Source organism: Marinobacter sp. LQ44, from assembly GCF_001447155.2.
Classification (GTDB): Bacteria; Pseudomonadota; Gammaproteobacteria; order Pseudomonadales; family Oleiphilaceae; genus Marinobacter.
In genome coordinates this window covers 3,320,881-3,336,084 of the sequence record NZ_CP014754.1, presented here as the reverse complement: position 1 = coordinate 3,336,084, position 15,204 = coordinate 3,320,881, and the positions used below count along the sequence as shown (strand labels likewise).

The 15,204-nt window shown below is 57.9% G+C and carries 16 protein-coding genes; 5 read left to right on the top strand and 11 right to left on the bottom strand.

What is annotated here, in order from left to right; all coding sequences use genetic code 11:
- Nucleotides 1-12: 12 nt before the first annotated feature.
- Nucleotides 13-324, bottom strand: a complete 312-nt coding sequence (gene rplU, locus ASQ50_RS15320; protein ID WP_058091288.1) for a 50S ribosomal protein L21 — start codon at nt 322-324, stop codon at nt 13-15.
- Nucleotides 325-565: 241 nt separating this feature from the next.
- Here rplU and ispB point away from each other — a divergent pair, with 241 nt between their 5' ends.
- Nucleotides 566-1,534, top strand: a complete 969-nt coding sequence (gene ispB / locus ASQ50_RS15315; protein ID WP_058091287.1) for an octaprenyl diphosphate synthase — start codon at nt 566-568, stop codon at nt 1,532-1,534.
- Between the two features lie 46 nt (nt 1,535-1,580).
- On the opposite strand, the gene ASQ50_RS15310 is transcribed toward ispB, so the two are convergent.
- Nucleotides 1,581-2,567 (bottom strand): glutathione S-transferase family protein, encoded by a 987-nt coding sequence (locus ASQ50_RS15310; RefSeq protein WP_058091286.1) that lies wholly within the window; start codon nt 2,565-2,567, stop codon nt 1,581-1,583.
- Nucleotides 2,568-2,756: 189 nt separating this feature from the next.
- On the opposite strand from ASQ50_RS15310, the gene ASQ50_RS15305 reads away from it, so the two are divergent.
- Together ASQ50_RS15305 and ASQ50_RS15300 are read left to right on the top strand one after the other, a co-directional pair.
- Entirely contained in the window at nt 2,757-3,671 is a 915-nt protein-coding gene (locus ASQ50_RS15305) for a LysR substrate-binding domain-containing protein (RefSeq protein ID WP_058091285.1), read from the top strand.
- Nucleotides 3,672-3,763: 92 nt separating this feature from the next.
- Entirely contained in the window at nt 3,764-5,290 is a 1,527-nt protein-coding gene (locus ASQ50_RS15300) for a WS/DGAT/MGAT family O-acyltransferase (protein ID WP_058091284.1), read from the top strand.
- A 37-nt stretch (nt 5,291-5,327) separates the two neighbouring features.
- Here ASQ50_RS15300 and ASQ50_RS15295 read toward each other — a convergent pair whose 3' ends face one another.
- Nucleotides 5,328-5,978: a DUF2057 family protein gene (locus ASQ50_RS15295; protein WP_058091283.1), complete on the bottom strand. Its 651-nt coding sequence runs from the start codon at nt 5,976-5,978 to the stop codon at nt 5,328-5,330.
- 262 nt (nt 5,979-6,240) lie between these two features.
- On the opposite strand from ASQ50_RS15295, the gene ASQ50_RS15290 reads away from it, so the two are divergent.
- Nucleotides 6,241-6,444 carry a DUF6316 family protein gene (locus ASQ50_RS15290; RefSeq protein ID WP_058091282.1) on the top strand — a complete coding sequence of 68 codons (204 nt, stop codon included), beginning with the start codon at nt 6,241-6,243 and terminating at the stop codon, nt 6,442-6,444.
- A 49-nt stretch (nt 6,445-6,493) separates the two neighbouring features.
- Here ASQ50_RS15290 and ASQ50_RS15285 read toward each other — a convergent pair whose 3' ends face one another.
- From ASQ50_RS15285 to glyA, 8 genes are all read right to left on the bottom strand, one after another.
- Complete coding sequence (locus ASQ50_RS15285) at nt 6,494-7,003, bottom strand: phosphatidylglycerophosphatase A (RefSeq protein WP_058091320.1); 510 nt, start codon at nt 7,001-7,003, stop codon at nt 6,494-6,496.
- Nucleotides 7,004-7,017: 14 nt separating this feature from the next.
- Nucleotides 7,018-7,968 carry a thiamine-phosphate kinase gene (gene thiL / locus ASQ50_RS15280; protein ID WP_058091281.1) on the bottom strand — a complete coding sequence of 317 codons (951 nt, stop codon included), beginning with the start codon at nt 7,966-7,968 and terminating at the stop codon, nt 7,018-7,020.
- Between the two features lie 3 nt (nt 7,969-7,971).
- Complete coding sequence (nusB, locus tag ASQ50_RS15275; protein ID WP_058091280.1) at nt 7,972-8,448, bottom strand: transcription antitermination factor NusB; 477 nt, start codon at nt 8,446-8,448, stop codon at nt 7,972-7,974.
- Entirely contained in the window at nt 8,448-8,924 is a 477-nt protein-coding gene (gene ribE, locus ASQ50_RS15270; protein WP_058091279.1) for a 6,7-dimethyl-8-ribityllumazine synthase, read from the bottom strand. Before ribE ends, nusB begins: the two co-directional genes overlap by 1 nt.
- A gap of 48 nt (nt 8,925-8,972) precedes the next feature.
- Complete coding sequence (gene ribBA / locus ASQ50_RS15265; RefSeq protein ID WP_058091278.1) at nt 8,973-10,088, bottom strand: bifunctional 3,4-dihydroxy-2-butanone-4-phosphate synthase/GTP cyclohydrolase II; 1,116 nt, start codon at nt 10,086-10,088, stop codon at nt 8,973-8,975.
- A gap of 62 nt (nt 10,089-10,150) precedes the next feature.
- Nucleotides 10,151-11,266, bottom strand: coding sequence for a bifunctional diaminohydroxyphosphoribosylaminopyrimidine deaminase/5-amino-6-(5-phosphoribosylamino)uracil reductase RibD (gene ribD, locus ASQ50_RS15260; protein WP_058091277.1), 1,116 nt, complete (start codon nt 11,264-11,266; stop codon nt 10,151-10,153).
- Entirely contained in the window at nt 11,263-11,781 is a 519-nt protein-coding gene (gene nrdR / locus ASQ50_RS15255) for a transcriptional regulator NrdR (protein WP_058091276.1), read from the bottom strand. Before nrdR ends, ribD begins: the two co-directional genes overlap by 4 nt.
- A 75-nt stretch (nt 11,782-11,856) precedes the next feature.
- Nucleotides 11,857-13,110 carry a serine hydroxymethyltransferase gene (gene glyA, locus ASQ50_RS15250; protein WP_058091275.1) on the bottom strand — a complete coding sequence of 418 codons (1,254 nt, stop codon included), beginning with the start codon at nt 13,108-13,110 and terminating at the stop codon, nt 11,857-11,859.
- Nucleotides 13,111-13,506: 396 nt separating this feature from the next.
- Here glyA and ettA point away from each other — a divergent pair, with 396 nt between their 5' ends.
- A complete protein-coding gene (gene ettA / locus ASQ50_RS15245) occupies nt 13,507-15,168 on the top strand; it encodes an energy-dependent translational throttle protein EttA (RefSeq protein ID WP_058091274.1) in 1,662 nt (553 codons plus the stop codon).
- Nucleotides 15,169-15,204: the final 36 nt, after the last annotated feature.

The following is a 15,204-nucleotide window of genomic DNA, read 5'->3' as shown; positions in this document are numbered from 1 at the left end:
TTATTCGAGGGCTTAGCCCTTGATACCCGTGATCTTGACTTCAGTAAACCACTGACGGTGGCCCTGACGCTTCATGTGGTGCTTACGACGACGGAACTTGATGATGTTGATCTTGTCGTGACGGCCGTGGCTAACCACTTCGGCGGTCACCTTGGCGCCTTCAACAACCGGAGCGCCAACTTTAACGTCGTCGCCGTTGGCAACCAGAAGAACACGATCGAACTCAACTGAGCCGCCGGTTTCAACTTCCAGCTTTTCCAGCTTCAGAGTTTCGCCTTCCTTTACACGGTGCTGCTTACCACCGCTAACAATAACTGCGTACATTCATAGTCTCCGCGATTGACCCATCCCTGCTCTTATCCACCTGGTTCTAAGGGAAGCGCTCTGGCGACCCTATTGCAGGGAGCGCAGGTTGGGATGAGTTGGGCGCGTGATTGTACGAAAAGCCGCCGGGCAATACAAGTCAGATTCCCGGGCAAGTTGACACTGTAGGCAGCAATACCTAGCATTGCCGCGTCCTGCCCGAAAACTCAACGAAAACACCAGCAAGGGACGTACCAGCCCGATGACAGCCCAGCGCATCCACGACACCGTGGCGGAAGACTTCAGCCGCGTCAATGATCTGATAATCCAGCGGCTTGCCTCTGACGTCCCGATGGTTGAGAAGATCGCCCAGTACATCATTGAAAGCGGCGGCAAGCGCCTGAGGCCGCTACTGGTGCTGCTATCCAGCCGGGCTGCAGGATACCGCGAAAACGAACACCTGAAACTGGCCGCCGTCATTGAGTTCCTGCACACCGCCACCCTGCTTCACGACGATGTGGTCGATACCTCTGACATGCGCCGTGGCCGGAGTACCGCCAACGCCAAATGGGGCAATGCCCCCAGTGTTTTGGTAGGCGATTTCCTCTACGCCCGGGCCTTCGAGATGATGGTGGAACTGGAAAGTCTGCCGATCATGAACGTGCTGTCCCACGCCACGGCGGTGATTGCCGAAGGCGAAGTAATGCAGCTAATGAATGTAAAAAACCCGGATCTTACCGAAGAACAGTACATGGTGGTTATCCACAACAAGACCGCCATGCTGTTCGAGGCCTCCTCCCACACCGGCGCCTTGCTCGCGGGTGCCGACCCGGAACAGGAAGCCGCCCTGAAAGACTACGGCAAACACCTGGGCCTGGCCTTCCAGCTGGTGGACGATGTTCTGGACTACCAGGGCGATGCCGAGACCATGGGCAAGAATGTGGGCGATGACCTGGCCGAGGGCAAAACCACACTGCCGCTGATTTACGCCATGGCCAAAGGGAGCGACGAAGAACGCCAGCTTATTCGCCAGGCCATCCGCAAAGGCGGGCTGGACGACCTGCCGAGGGTACTGGCGATCGTCAAAGCCTCCGGCGCCATTGAATACACCATGGCCAAGGCAAAGAAGCAGGCCCGGATCGCCCGCGACCTGCTCACCTGCCTGCCAGAGTCCGAGCACCGGCAGGCTCTGGAGTTGCTGACTGACGTGGCCGTAGCCCGCGTCAGTTGATTACATCCGCGGGCGGCAACCCATCAGGCGCCGCCCGCTTTCTATCCTAGCCAACCTGCTCGCGACCATGAGGCGCATCGAAGTCCAGCTCTGGCCCCACCGGCACCACCTGTGTCGGGTTGATCGTGCGCTGGCTGACATAGTAATGCCGCTTGATCTGCCGAATATCCACCGTCTCGGCCACTCCAGGCACCTGGAACAACTCCCGCACATAACCTGACAGGTTCGGATAGTCCCGGATCTGCCGGCGATTGCATTTGAAGTGGCTGTAATACACCGCATCAAACCGAATCAACGTGGTGAACAAGCGCCAGTCTGCTTCGGTGAGCTGACTGCCGGTCAGATAACGCTGCCCCGCCAGAATCTGCTCAAGCCAGTCCAGAGAATCAAACAGCGCGCTGTAGGCTTCTTCGTATTTGTCCTGCGCAGTCGCGAAGCCGGCTTTGTAAACACCATTGTTAACAGTGTCATAAACCCGCTCGTTCACCGAATCGATCTGCTGGCGCAACTGCTCCGGGTATAGGTCCAGACCGGAACTCACACCTTCCAGGCCGTTAAACGCGGAATTGAACATCCGGATAATATCGGCAGATTCATTGCTGACAATGGTTTCCTGCCGCTTATCCCACAACACCGGTACGGTCACCCTCCCGGAATAGTCTGGCGCGGCCCGTGTGTAAATCTGATGCATAAACTGCGACTGGTAGAGGTGATCATGGTGAGCCGGGTCATCCTCCCGGAACTCCCAGCCATTCTCCACCATATCCGGATGCACAACCGACACCCCAATGTGTTGCTCAAGCCCCTTAAGCTTCCGGAAAATCAGTGTCCGGTGCGCCCAGGGGCAGGCCATCGACACATACAGGTGGTAGCGCCCACTCTCCGCTGCAAAACCGCCCTCCCCGGCCGGGCCGGGCGAACCGTCCGCGGTCACCCAGTTGCGAAACCGCGCCGCTTCACGCTCGAACTTGCCACCGGTTTTTTCGGTGTCGTACCACTCATCATGCCACTGACCATCCACCAATAAACCCATCATACCTCCTCTGGGGTCAGGCCCCTGTGCATAACTGCAGACTTATCAACAGGGGTCTGACCCCAATTTATTTGTCCACACTCATTCACAGGGGTCTGACCCCGTTTACAAATGTTAGAGACAGGTTACCGGGTGGGCTGGTAGGCTGATAGCAAGCATTTCTGGCAAACACTTTCAGATTATTCGAACATGCATACAGCCATTACGATTGACGCACTCAAAGTGCTGGACGCCATTGACCGCAAGGGCAGTTTTGCCGGAGCCGCCTCGGAGTTGTTCCGGGTGCCTTCGGCCATCAGTTACACCGTTCAGAAACTGGAAGAGGATCTGAACGTCAGTATCTTTGACCGCAGTGGCCACAAGGCCGTGCTGACCTCGGCGGGGCGTTATCTGCTAGACGAAGGGCGCTCACTGCTGGAGGCCGCAGAGAACCTTGCCCATACCACGCGCCAGGTGGCCCAAGGCTGGGAAACCCGGCTGCGTATTGGATTCAACTCGCTACTGCCGGCTGAGTGCCTGTTTCCGGCCATTCAGGATTTTCATCAGCTTGGGGTTCCGGTTGACGTGCAGATTATCGAAGAAGTCTTCGCCGGTGCCTGGGATGCCCTGCAAAGCCGCCGCGTTGACATGGTTGTCGGAGCAGACCTGCTGAGCAAACCTGCCGGAGCTTTCACGACCAAATCGCTAGGGGAGGTGCCGTTTGTGTTTGCGGTGGGCTCAGAGCACCCTCTGGCCAGCGTGACCGCACCCCTGGCCGAAGCGGATATTGCACAGTATCCGGCAGCGGTAGCGGCAGATACGTCGCGCTCGCTGCCACCCGGCCATGCGGGAATATTCCGGCGCCAGAGAACCCTCACCGTCAGCAACATTGACCAAAAGATTCTGGCCCAGGAGGCAGGACTGGGGGTTGGCTGGCTGCCCTACCCGAGAATCCGGAACCAGCTCGCCAGGGGCTCGCTGATTGCCAAAGAGACGAGTGAACCCCGCTCCGCCATCAGCGTACATCTGGCCCGCCATAGCGAAGACAAAGGCAAGGCATTGATGTGGTTCTGGGACAGACTCAGCCAGGATGAGACCATCCACAAATGGCTTCAACCGGAATAAAATCGAGGCACCGGGGCCAATAGGCTCCGTCATGCCATGGGCTATACTCCGTAGCCCGCAACCTTAACCGTGACACACAGGGAGTGCACTGGATGCGTCAGCTGTCGGAACTGGATGCCTCGTTTCTGTACCTGGAGTCAGAAACCACCCCCATGCACATTGGCGGTGTGTACCTGTTCGACGCCAGCGGCCTGAGCGATCCCCTGGCATTCAGCACGTTTGTGTCCTACCTGCGCAGCCGCCTGCACGTGGTGCCCCTGTTTCGGCAAAAGCTCAAGGAAATCCCCCTGCGCCTCGGGCGCCCGTACTGGATTGATGACCCCAGCTTCAGCATTGAGCGGCACCTCGCCTACGTTAACCTGGGTGAACACGGTAAACAGGCAAGCCTGATGTCGCTGACATCAAAAATCATGGAGGAGCCGCTCAAACGTGACCGCCCCCTGTGGCACATTACGTTTGTCGACGGCTTTCGCATTGACGACCCGGAAGGTGACAAACAAGGGTTTGCGCTGATCGTCAAACTGCACCATGCCGCCATTGATGCCTTCAGTGGCGAGGAAATCATGGGCAAGTTACTGGAATATACGCCGGAGCCCCGTCCCATTGCACCGCCACGCCCATGGCTGGCACGACCAGAGCCATCCGAAGAGCGCGTCTTTCTTCAGGCCGGCGCTAATATGCTCAAGACTCCTATGCAGGTTGCTTCACTCGCTTACAACGCGGCAGAAGCCACCGCCCGGGGCCTGATCAAGAAACAGCTGCAGAAGCTGCCGGTACCCTTCCCCCTGTTCACCGCTCCCCACAGCCCGTTTAACCGGCAGATTACCGCCAACCGACGCATTGTGTCCGCCAGTGTCAGTCTATCCCGACTCAAAGCGATCAAGGCAAGCCTCGGGGATGTCACCCTGAACGACGTTGTGCTCGGATTATGCGCGGAGACCCTGCGCCGTTACCTCGAGCAACAGGGGGGCGACACAGACAAATCACTGGTGGCAATGACACCGATTTCCGTGCGCTCCAGCAGCCTGCGAAAGGCCACCGGCAACCAGATGTCTGCGATGCTGCTGGATCTTGCCACCAACGAACCCAATCCCGCGGCTCGTATCCGGCGGATCCATCAGAACGCGGTAGAGTCAGAACCCTACCGCGAAGCTATTGCTGCCGACCGGCTGACTGAATTATTACCTTCCACCCTGTTGGCGCTGTCTGCCCGGCTGTATTCCGAGCTGCAGGTAGCGCAGCGTTATCACCCGCTATTTAACTTGCCGATCACCAATGTACCCGGACCACAAGTTCCGTTGTTCCTTCAAGGCGCGCGACTGATCCGGCAATACAACACGGCCCCACTGTTCGACAGCCTTGGGCTGGTCATTGTCGCTGTAAGCTATCAGGGACAACTGACACTGAACTTTACCCTGTGCCCGGATGTGGTTCCCGATGGAGACAGTCTGAAAGATTTGATTGAGGGTAGCCTGACGGGTATCGAGGAATGTCTGCATGACCTCGGCCCCGATCAAGGGCTGGAGACTCCGCATGGCAATGGCCAGAACCTGACGGATGAAGTATTAGGAGCTCTTGAAACCATGATAAAAGGCGGGCTTCAGCGGTTTCGCCGATAGCCCGGGCCGGGCACCAACGCCCGACCCGAGGCCAGTATTACTCAAACGCCCAGCGCAGGAAGGTTCGCTTTTCTTCCTCGGTAGCGTCTTCCCACAGCGCTTTCAGGCGCTCCAGCGTAGTCGAGCCAGATTCGCTGCCGGTACTACCGCCAGATGCAGCCAAAGGTGTGCGCGGAGCGCTGGCCTGTGACGCCCCATCCCATTTGCTGGATTCAGCAACCAGCGTTCCGTTACTATCGATAATAGCCACAGAGAAGTCTGCCATCATGGCTTCTGCCTGCTGCCGAGACGACGGCTTGTCAAAACGGAAGCGATACTCTGCCCCCGACTGGGCATCGAAGCGCACAACTTGCTGCTCGCTTTCAACGGTATGCACCTTGGATTCGCCATCTCGAACTACCCCGGTTCTGGCCCAGATGGTCTTGTAGGTAAAGACTACCTCGGTTTCACCAGGCAGTAAGCCATAATCCAACGCCAAGTCATCCAGCATGAAGCGGGTCATGCTTCTGCCATTGATGGCAGCCACCTGAATTTCACCCGGGGCTTTCAACACGGCCGGATTCGCTGCGCCCTCGGGGTCGCCCTGCCAGGCATCCACTCGCGTCAGTGATGACGCACAACCAACCAGGGTAACGCTCAGCATCAGGGCAACCAGCTTGAAAACCCTGAAAACGTAACACATACTCATTTCATCTCCTTTTCCTTGAGAGGCCTGGGCGGCCATGACGGGATCACACGCTCTCGCATTCTGACCATCGAGGCCGTGGGGAGCAAGCAAAGCTTTGATATGCGGGCGCCAAGCACCGGAGATTCTTACCGAGCCCATGCAACGCCCATCACAAGAATGTAAAAAAATGTTGAATTAAGCCGCAATTGGATTAATTTTAATCAGGTCGGCAAACAAAACGCGTTGCCCGAGAAGAAAAGAATAAGCGGGCTCAGGAGCAACCATGGACACTCAGCGCAGGACCGGGGAACAAGGCCCGGCCCCCTTTCGCAGCAGTCGTTTTTTCTGTGTAGGCAGCAAATGGTATTTCACCACCCGGGAAGGCTTTGACAGCGGTCCCTTTGCGTCCCGGGAGCGTGCTGAGATCGGCCTCAAACGATTTCTGCACGTGGTCAGGATGCTACCGGAAGAACAGCAACTCCACTAAACCTGGCCGAACGGAAGCTCCGGCTGGCTCACCCGTCGGATAATGCCCTTCAGACAATGAAGGGCATTATCCAGACATCAATACCCCACAAGCACACCAGCGCCATCATGCCGGCCACCACGTCATCCACCATAATCCCAAGGCCACCCGGCATCCGGGCATCCAGCCAACTGATGGGCCAAGGTTTGACCACATCGAACAGCCGGAACAGCAGAAACGCCATCAATACGCCGTAGATCTGGTCTGGGAACAGGCCAAGCGCGATCCACATACCCACAAACTCGTCCCAGACGATACCGCCATGGTCATGCACCTTTAGCGCGTCTGCGGTTTTCCCACACAACCAGATGCCCACCAGGAAAGCTGCCAGCACCACCAGCCAATAGGCAACCGGCGGCAACCAGGCGAAAGTGTACCATACCGGTATCGCCGCCAGACTCCCCCAGGTGCCGGGCGCCTTTGGCATGGTGCCACTGCCCAGGCCAAAGGCCAGAAAATGCACCGGGTTTCGCAGAAAGCCGGGCGGCAGCAAGGCCGCCGGGCTTTCTGGTTCTTGCATCAGATCTTCGTCCTTCAAACCGATCTCCCAAAATGGTCGAATCCAACGGGGGCTTCCGTCATCTCCGCGCCTCTCATGCGCAGCCCTAACTCCTGCTGAATACACCCAATAATGATCAACGCACCTTGCACCTCGGGTGCCAGTGCCGCGTACTGATCAGGCGCGATGGTCACGCACAGTTCGTAGTCGTCGCCTGCGGTCAACGCCAGACTGAGCGCAGCATCTCCTTTGAGTCGGTGCAACGCCGGCAACATTGGAATGTTTTTGGCGTCCAGCTCAGCGCCCACACCTGACTGTTCGAGGATGTGGTCAAGATCCGCCAGCAACCCGTCAGAGATATCGATCGCCGCCGAGGCCTTGCCAATCAGCTGTTGCCCCAGCACGAACCTAGGTTCTGGAAAGTGATAACGCGCCAGAACGGCCTGCTGGTCTGCACCGGGATGAGTGGCCCCCAGAAAATCAAGTGCGGCGCCTGCTGCGCCCAGGGGCCCGGAGACGCAGATAAGATCGCCCGGGCGGGCGCCGGAGCGCCGGATAGCGGAGCCTTGTGCCACCGTCCCGTGTACCTGGACGGAAACCGCCAACGGGCCCCGGGTGGTATCGCCACCGGCCAGCGCAATTCCAAATGCATCGCTGGCCTTGGCAAGCCCGTGGGCAAAATCGGCCAACCATTCTGGCTGCGCCTCAGGCATGGTCAGCGCAAGGGTAAAGCAGACGGGGGTCGCGCCCATGGCAGCCAAATCGCTGGTGGCTACGGCCAGCGCTCGCCATCCCAGGTAGTAAGGAGAATAGTTTTCAGGGAAATGAACGCCTTCAACCAATGTATCGACGGAGAAGACCAGGTCCCGACCCTCGGGAACACGCTGGATAGCGCAATCATCCCCGGGGCCGAGCACAAGCTGATCTGTCATGGCCTTGTTGGCCAGGGGCATAAAGAAGCGACGGATCAGCTCAAATTCACCCATGAATCAACGCGGGCGAGTCTCTGCCAGACGCAGGCGTTGGCTCAGTTTATCCAGAATACTGTTCACAAACTTGTGGCCTTCGGTACCGCCGAAACGCTTGGCCATCTCAATGCCTTCGTTAATCACCACCTTGTAGGGAACATCAATCCGATGCTTCAGCTCGTAGGTGCCCAGGCGGACAATCGCCAGCTCAACCGGGTCCACCTCTTTCAGGGGCCGATCAAGGAAAGGCTCGATCAGTTTGTCCAGCTCGGCTTGTTCCCGATGGATGCCCCGCAACAGATCGCGGAAATACATGACGTCCACTTTGCTCATGTCATTATCAACCATGAACTCGGCTTCAATGTCAGAGATCGGCGTTTTGCTGAAGTGCCGCTGGTACAGGCCCTGCATGGCAAGGGCCCTTGCCCTGCGACGATCACCAGCCTTGGGCTGGCCGGTTTTCCCCGGCTGGGGGGAGGTATCACCCGCTTCGTTCATTACTCACCCAACTTTTTGAACAGACTGACCATTTCCAGGGCAGTAATGGCCGCTTCCGCACCTTTATTGCCGGCCTTGGTGCCGGAGCGCTCAATGGCCTGTTCGATCGAATCGACGGTCAATACACCAAAGGTAACCGGTACGTCAGTTTCCAGGCTGACCGCGCCCAAACCACTGGAGGCTTCACCGGCGACGTATTCGAAGTGCGGCGTACCACCACGAATAACCGCACCCAGGGCGATGATCGCGTCGTAATCGGAGGTTTCCGCCACGCGCTTGACCGCAAGTGGCATTTCATAGGCACCCGGTACCCGGATGATGGCGATGTCGTCTTTGGAAATACCGTGACGCAACAGAGTGTCTACAGCCCCGTCTACCAGGCTTTCAACCACAAAACCGTTAAACCGGCCAACCACTAGAGCGTAACGACCGCTGCACTGGGTAAAATCACCTTCAATTACTTTGATATCTGCCATCTTGGGCTCCTTCGCGAGCTACGGCACTCAGCGCCGCAGCCGGGTTTATCATTCGGGGGTGTAGGGTACGTATTCCACAACTTCCAGATCGAAACCGGAAATAGCGGAGAATTTTACCGGCGGGCTCAACAGGCGCATTTTGCCTACGCCGATATCCCGCAGAATCTGGGAGCCGGTTCCGACGGTGAAGTACACGCCAGAACTGCCCTTCCCGGCAGACGCCGTGCCCTCGTCATAGAATTCCTGAATTCGGTCTTCCAGGTTGTAGCTGTCTTCGGCGCTGTTCAGCAACACCACAACGCCACGCCCTTCCTCAGCCACTTTTTCAAGGGCATGGTGCAACGGCCAACTGCGCGAATCCTTGCGGCGCGCACCCAGCAGATCCCGGAGGGTATCGGTGATGTGCACGCGCACAAACACGGGCTCTTCAGGGGCAATATCGCCCATCACCATGGCCAGGTGGGTAGCACCCTGAATGTTGTCTCGATAGGTACGCAACTTGAAAAGCCCATACTCGGTATCCAGATCGTGCTCTTCCACGCACTCCACGGTTTTTTCATTCATGGTGCGGTAGTGAATCAGGTCTGCGATGGTGCCGATTTTCAGGTCATGTTCTTCTGCAAACTTTTCCAGGTCTTCGCGGCGCGCCATGGAACCGTCGTCATTCATGATTTCACAGATCACACCGGCAGGCTCACACCCTGCAAGAGCCGCCAGGTCACAGGAGGCTTCGGTGTGTCCGGCCCGGCTCAATACGCCGCCGGGATCAGACATCAACGGGAAGATGTGGCCCGGCTGAACCAGGTCTGATGCTTTGGCGTTGCGGGCAACCGCCGCTTGTACCGTGCGGGCGCGATCAGCCGCAGAGATACCGGTGGTCACACCTTCGCGTGCCTCAATAGACAGTGTGAACTTGGTACCAAAACCGGAGGCGTTCTGTTGCACCATCAATGGTAAACCAAGCTGCTCACAACGGTCGCGGGTCATCGGCATACAGATCAGGCCCCGGCCGAAGCGAGCCATGAAATTGATCGCTTCCGGCGTACAATGTTCGGCAGCCATGACCAGATCGCCCTCGTTCTCGCGATCCTCATCGTCCATCAGGATCACCATTTTGCCCTGACGGATGTCTTCGATGATCTCTTCAATGCTGTTCAGTGCCATACGGTTCTGCACCCTGTCACCCAGGCCGCACCTACTGCGACCGAAGGGAATGAATTGAATGATTAGCGGCGGGCCAGGATCAGCCTCTGATCCTCACCCACCTGACGCCGATCCAGCACTTTCCATTGCACCTTGTCAGCCATTGTTTCAAGCGGCAGATGAGCGGTTGGTCGCCCCGTGCTGCCCAGAAATACCGGCGCCTGATACAGCCAGAGTTCATCCACAAGGTTTTCCCGAATGAACGTTCCGGCCAGGGTTGGCCCCGCCTCTACCAATAATTCGTTGATACCAAGCTCGCCCAGGGCATCCAGCAGTTCCGCAAGGTCAACACCATTATCTTTCCAAGCCACACCGGTCAGGCTAACGCCCAACGCGGCCAGATCCTGCGCCGGTGCCGATGCCAGCGCCGAACTGGCACAAAACACCTGAACATTGCCCCCCTGCAGGATACGCGCCGTCGCCGGTGTACGCGCGTCTCGGTCAGCAATAACCCGCAGAGGCTGACGTGAGGGGTCCGTAGCATCCCCAATCTCCCCCATTTCATCCCGACGGACCGTCAACGATGGATCGTCAGCCAGAACCGTGCCTACTCCGGTCAGAATAGCATCACTGATGGCGCGCAGCCGCTGCACGTCTCTTCGGGCTTCAGGCCCGGTGATCCACTGGCTTTCGCCAGAGGCCATGGCGGTGCGTCCATCCAGGCTGGCGGCCATTTTCAGGCGAACCCAGGGCCGGCCTGTATTCATGCGTTTCATAAAGCCCGGATTCAGGCGAACCGCTTGATCCGCCATCAAACCCTCGGTCACCTTGATGCCGGCATCCCGGAGCATGTCCAGCCCCCGGCCAGAGACTGACGGATTGGGATCTGTGGTCGCGGCAAATACCTGCGCCACACCGGCATCAATCAGCGCCCTGGCACAAGGTGGCGTTCGGCCGTAGTGGCTACAGGGCTCAAGGGTGACATACGCGATCGCCCCACGGGCATCCTGTCCTGCCTGGCTCAGAGCGCGAACTTCTGCGTGAGCCTCACCGGCACGTTCGTGCCAGCCTTCCCCGACGATGCGGTTGCCCTTGGCGATCACGCAACCAACCCGGGGGTTGGGGTGGGTAGAGTAGCGACCACGCCAGGCCAACTGAATGGCCCGGGCCATCATCGCCCTGTCACGGTCTGCAATCATGCCTTGCCTTTTCCGGACTGCTTGTCGGCCAAAGCCCTTGCCACATCGGCCGCAGTTTCACCATTGCCCTGAGACAGTCGTTCAATCTCTTCCTTGAACTCATTGATGTCCTGAAAGCTGCGATACACCGACGCAAAGCGAACGTAGGCCACCTTGTCTAGCTGACGCAACTCGGTCATGACTTCCTCGCCCAATTGCATCGATTTCACTTCGCGCTCGCCGGTAGAGCGCAACCGATACTTGATACGATTCAGGGCAGCGTCGATTTCCTCGATGCTGACCGGCCGTTTTTCCAACGCCTTCATCAGGCCTGCCCGCAGCTTTTCTTCGTCAAACGGCTGGCGGGTGCCATCCTGTTTGACCACACGCGGCATCACCAGCTCGGCGTTTTCAAACGTTGTAAACCGCTCGCGGCAGGACAAACACTCCCTGCGGCGGCGAACCTGATCACCTTCAGCCACCAGGCGCGAATCAATCACCTTGGTATCGGCTTCACCACAGAAAGGACAATGCATAATTCAGATGCTCCGGAAAGGAAGAACCCGGGTTCTCCCTGAGGAGACACCCGGGCAGTCTTGTTACGCTAGGGCTCAGCCGTATACCGGGAAGCGGCCACAAACAGCCTCTACCTGCTCACGCACCCGGCTGATGGTTGCTTCGTCTTCAAGATTATCGAGGATGTCACACATCCAGCCAGCCAGATCACGGCACTCCTCTTCCTTGAAACCACGAGTGGTGACAGCCGGGGTACCAATACGCAGACCGGAGGTCACAAACGGTGAGCGCGGATCGTTCGGCACCGCGTTCTTGTTCACCGTGATGTGCGCTTTGCCCAAAGCGGCGTCAGCGTCTTTACCGGTAATGTCCTGCTTGATCAGACTGACCAGGAACAGGTGGTTCTTGGTACCACCGGAAACCACGTCAAAACCACGTTCAACAAACACCTCGGCCATGGCCGCAGCGTTCTTAACCACCTGCTGCTGGTAAGCCTTGAATTCGTCGCTCATGGCTTCTTTAAAGCACACCGCCTTGGCCGCAATCACGTGCATCAGTGGGCCACCCTGGCCACCCGGAAAGACGGCAGAGTTCAGTTTCTTCTGCAGATCTTCATCATCACAGGCCAGGATCAGGCCACCGCGAGGGCCTCGCAGGGTTTTGTGAGTGGTGGTTGCCACTACGTGGGCGTGCGGAACCGGGTCCGGATACACGCCCGCAGCCACCAGACCGGCCACGTGGGCCATATCCACAAACAGGTAAGCGCCCACTTTATCCGCAATGGCGCGGAAACGGGCAAAGTCCAGCTCCTGGGAGTAGGCAGAGAAGCCGGCAATAATCATCTTGGGCTTGTGCTCAACGGCCAGGGCCTCAATTTCGTCGTAGTCCAGCAGGCCGGTGTCCGTGTTGATACCGTACTGAACAGCGTTATAGATCTTGCCGGAGAAGTTGACGCTGGCACCATGAGTCAGGTGGCCACCGTGGGCCAGGCTCATGCCCAGAACGGTATCGCCCGGCTTGAGCAAGGCCATGAACACGGCAGAGTTGGCCTGGGAGCCAGAGTGCGGCTGCACGTTAGCATAGGCAGCACCAAACAGTTCCTTGGCGCGGGCAATGGCCAGGTCTTCGGCAATATCGACAAACTCACAGCCACCGTAGTAGCGCTTGCCGGGATAACCCTCGGCGTATTTGTTGGTCAGCACACTGCCCTGAGCTTCCATCACCCGCGGGCTGGTGTAGTTTTCAGACGCGATCAGTTCGATGTGCGCTTCCTGACGTTTCTCCTCCGCCTGCATGGCGTTCCAGAGTTCATCATCGAAACCGGCGATTTTCATATCACGATTAAACATGGATGTGCTGCCCCTGTCTGTATGGCTGGCCCGGCGCTGCCTCTGTGCATGCCGTAACCCCTGAAAAATTGGGCCGCTATTCTATCCCGAAAGCGGGTTAAAAATCATCCTTTATGCCGTCCGCAGATACCGGCACACCGAGGATCCCGATTTTCACTCAATTGCTATCCCGGATAGGTTTAGATACCTTAGCCGATCAACATTCAATGGTGTCGACTTTGGCAGTGACGGCCTTCGGGGTGGGCGATTCGGGATACGCTGTGAATACGTCCCTGTACGCTCCGCAAAAACATCCCTGTTTTTGAGGATCCCGAATCGCCCACCCCAAAGGCCTTAGCCAGACACCTGTCGTGTTTTCTGTTATCTACGCGAATTTCGGATAAGGATTCTGCCAATATGGCCCAGTACGTATACACCATGAACCGCGTGGGCAAGGTGGTACCACCCAAGCGGGAGATTCTGAAAGACATTTCCCTGAGCTTCTTCCCGGGCGCCAAAATCGGCGTACTGGGCCTTAACGGCTCCGGTAAATCCACCCTGCTCCGTATTATGGCGGGTGTCGATCAGGATTACATCGGCGAAGCCCGGCCCCAGCCCGGCATCAATGTCGGCTACCTGCCCCAGGAGCCGGAGCTGGACGAAGAAAAAACCGTCAAGGAAATCGTCGACGAATCCGTTGCCCACGTGCACAACGCCCTGGCCGAACTGGACCAGGTATACGCCGCGTACGCAGAGCCGGATGCCGATTTCGACGCCCTGGCCAAGAAACAGGGCGAATTGGAAGCCATCATCCAGGCCACTGACGGGCACGATATCGAACGCAAGATGGAAGTGGCCGCCGATGCCCTGCGCCTGCCAGCCTGGGATCAGAAAGTCAAAGTGCTGTCCGGGGGCGAGCGCCGCCGTGTGGCCCTGTGCCGCCTGCTGCTGTCTGGCCCGGACATGCTGCTCCTGGACGAGCCGACCAACCACCTGGACGCGGAATCCGTGGCCTGGCTGGAGCGCTTCCTGCACGATTACGACGGCACGGTGGTCGCTATCACCCACGACCGTTACTTCCTCGACAACGTCGCTGGCTGGATTCTGGAGCTGGACCGAGGCCACGGCATTCCGTTCGAGGGCAACTACAGCCAGTGGCTGGAGAACAAAGAGAAGCGCCTGGAAATGGAATCCAAACAGGAAGCCTCGCACCAGAAAGCCATCAAGCAGGAACTTGAGTGGGTGCGCTCCAACGCCAAGGGCCGTCAGTCCAAGAGCAAGGCTCGCCTGGCTCGCTTCGAAGAGATGAGCTCTCAGGAATTCCAGAAGCGCAACGAAACCAACGAACTGTATATCCCGCCTGGACCGCGCCTGGGTGGCAAAGTGATCGAAGTGGAAGGCATTAGCAAGGCTTTCGATGATCGCCTGCTTTATGAAAACGTTTCTTTCAGCGTACCCCCGGGCGCCATTGTCGGTATCATCGGTGGTAACGGTGCTGGTAAATCCACGCTGTTCAAAATGATTGCCGGTATGGACCATCCCAACTCCGGCACCATCACTGTGGGCGAAACCGTTGAGCTCGCTTATGTAGATCAGATGCGCGATCTGGACGGCAGTAAAACCGTCTGGGAAGAGCTGTCCGACGGCAACGACATCATCAAGGTCGGCAACTACGAAACACCTTCCCGCGCTTACGTTGGCCGCTTTAACTTCAAGGGCACCGACCAGCAAAAACGAGTAGGCGACCTCTCCGGCGGTGAACGTAACCGCCTGCATCTGGCCAAGCTGTTAAAGCAAGGTGGCAACGTGTTGCTGCTGGACGAACCCACCAACGATCTGGACGTGGAGACCTTGCGTGCCCTGGAAGAAGCCATCCTGAACTTCCCCGGCTCTGCACTGATCATCTCGCACGACCGCTGGTTCCTGGACCGGGTCGCCAGCCACATTCTGGCGTTCGAGGATGACGGCGAGGTGGTGTATTTCGAAGGCAACTTCACCGACTACGACGCTGACTTCAAAAAGCGCAAAGGGGAATCTGCCATGCAGCCTAAGCGTATGAAATACAAGAAACTGGCGTAACTGTGTACTGAGCCGGCCTGTGCGCCGGCTCGCTCC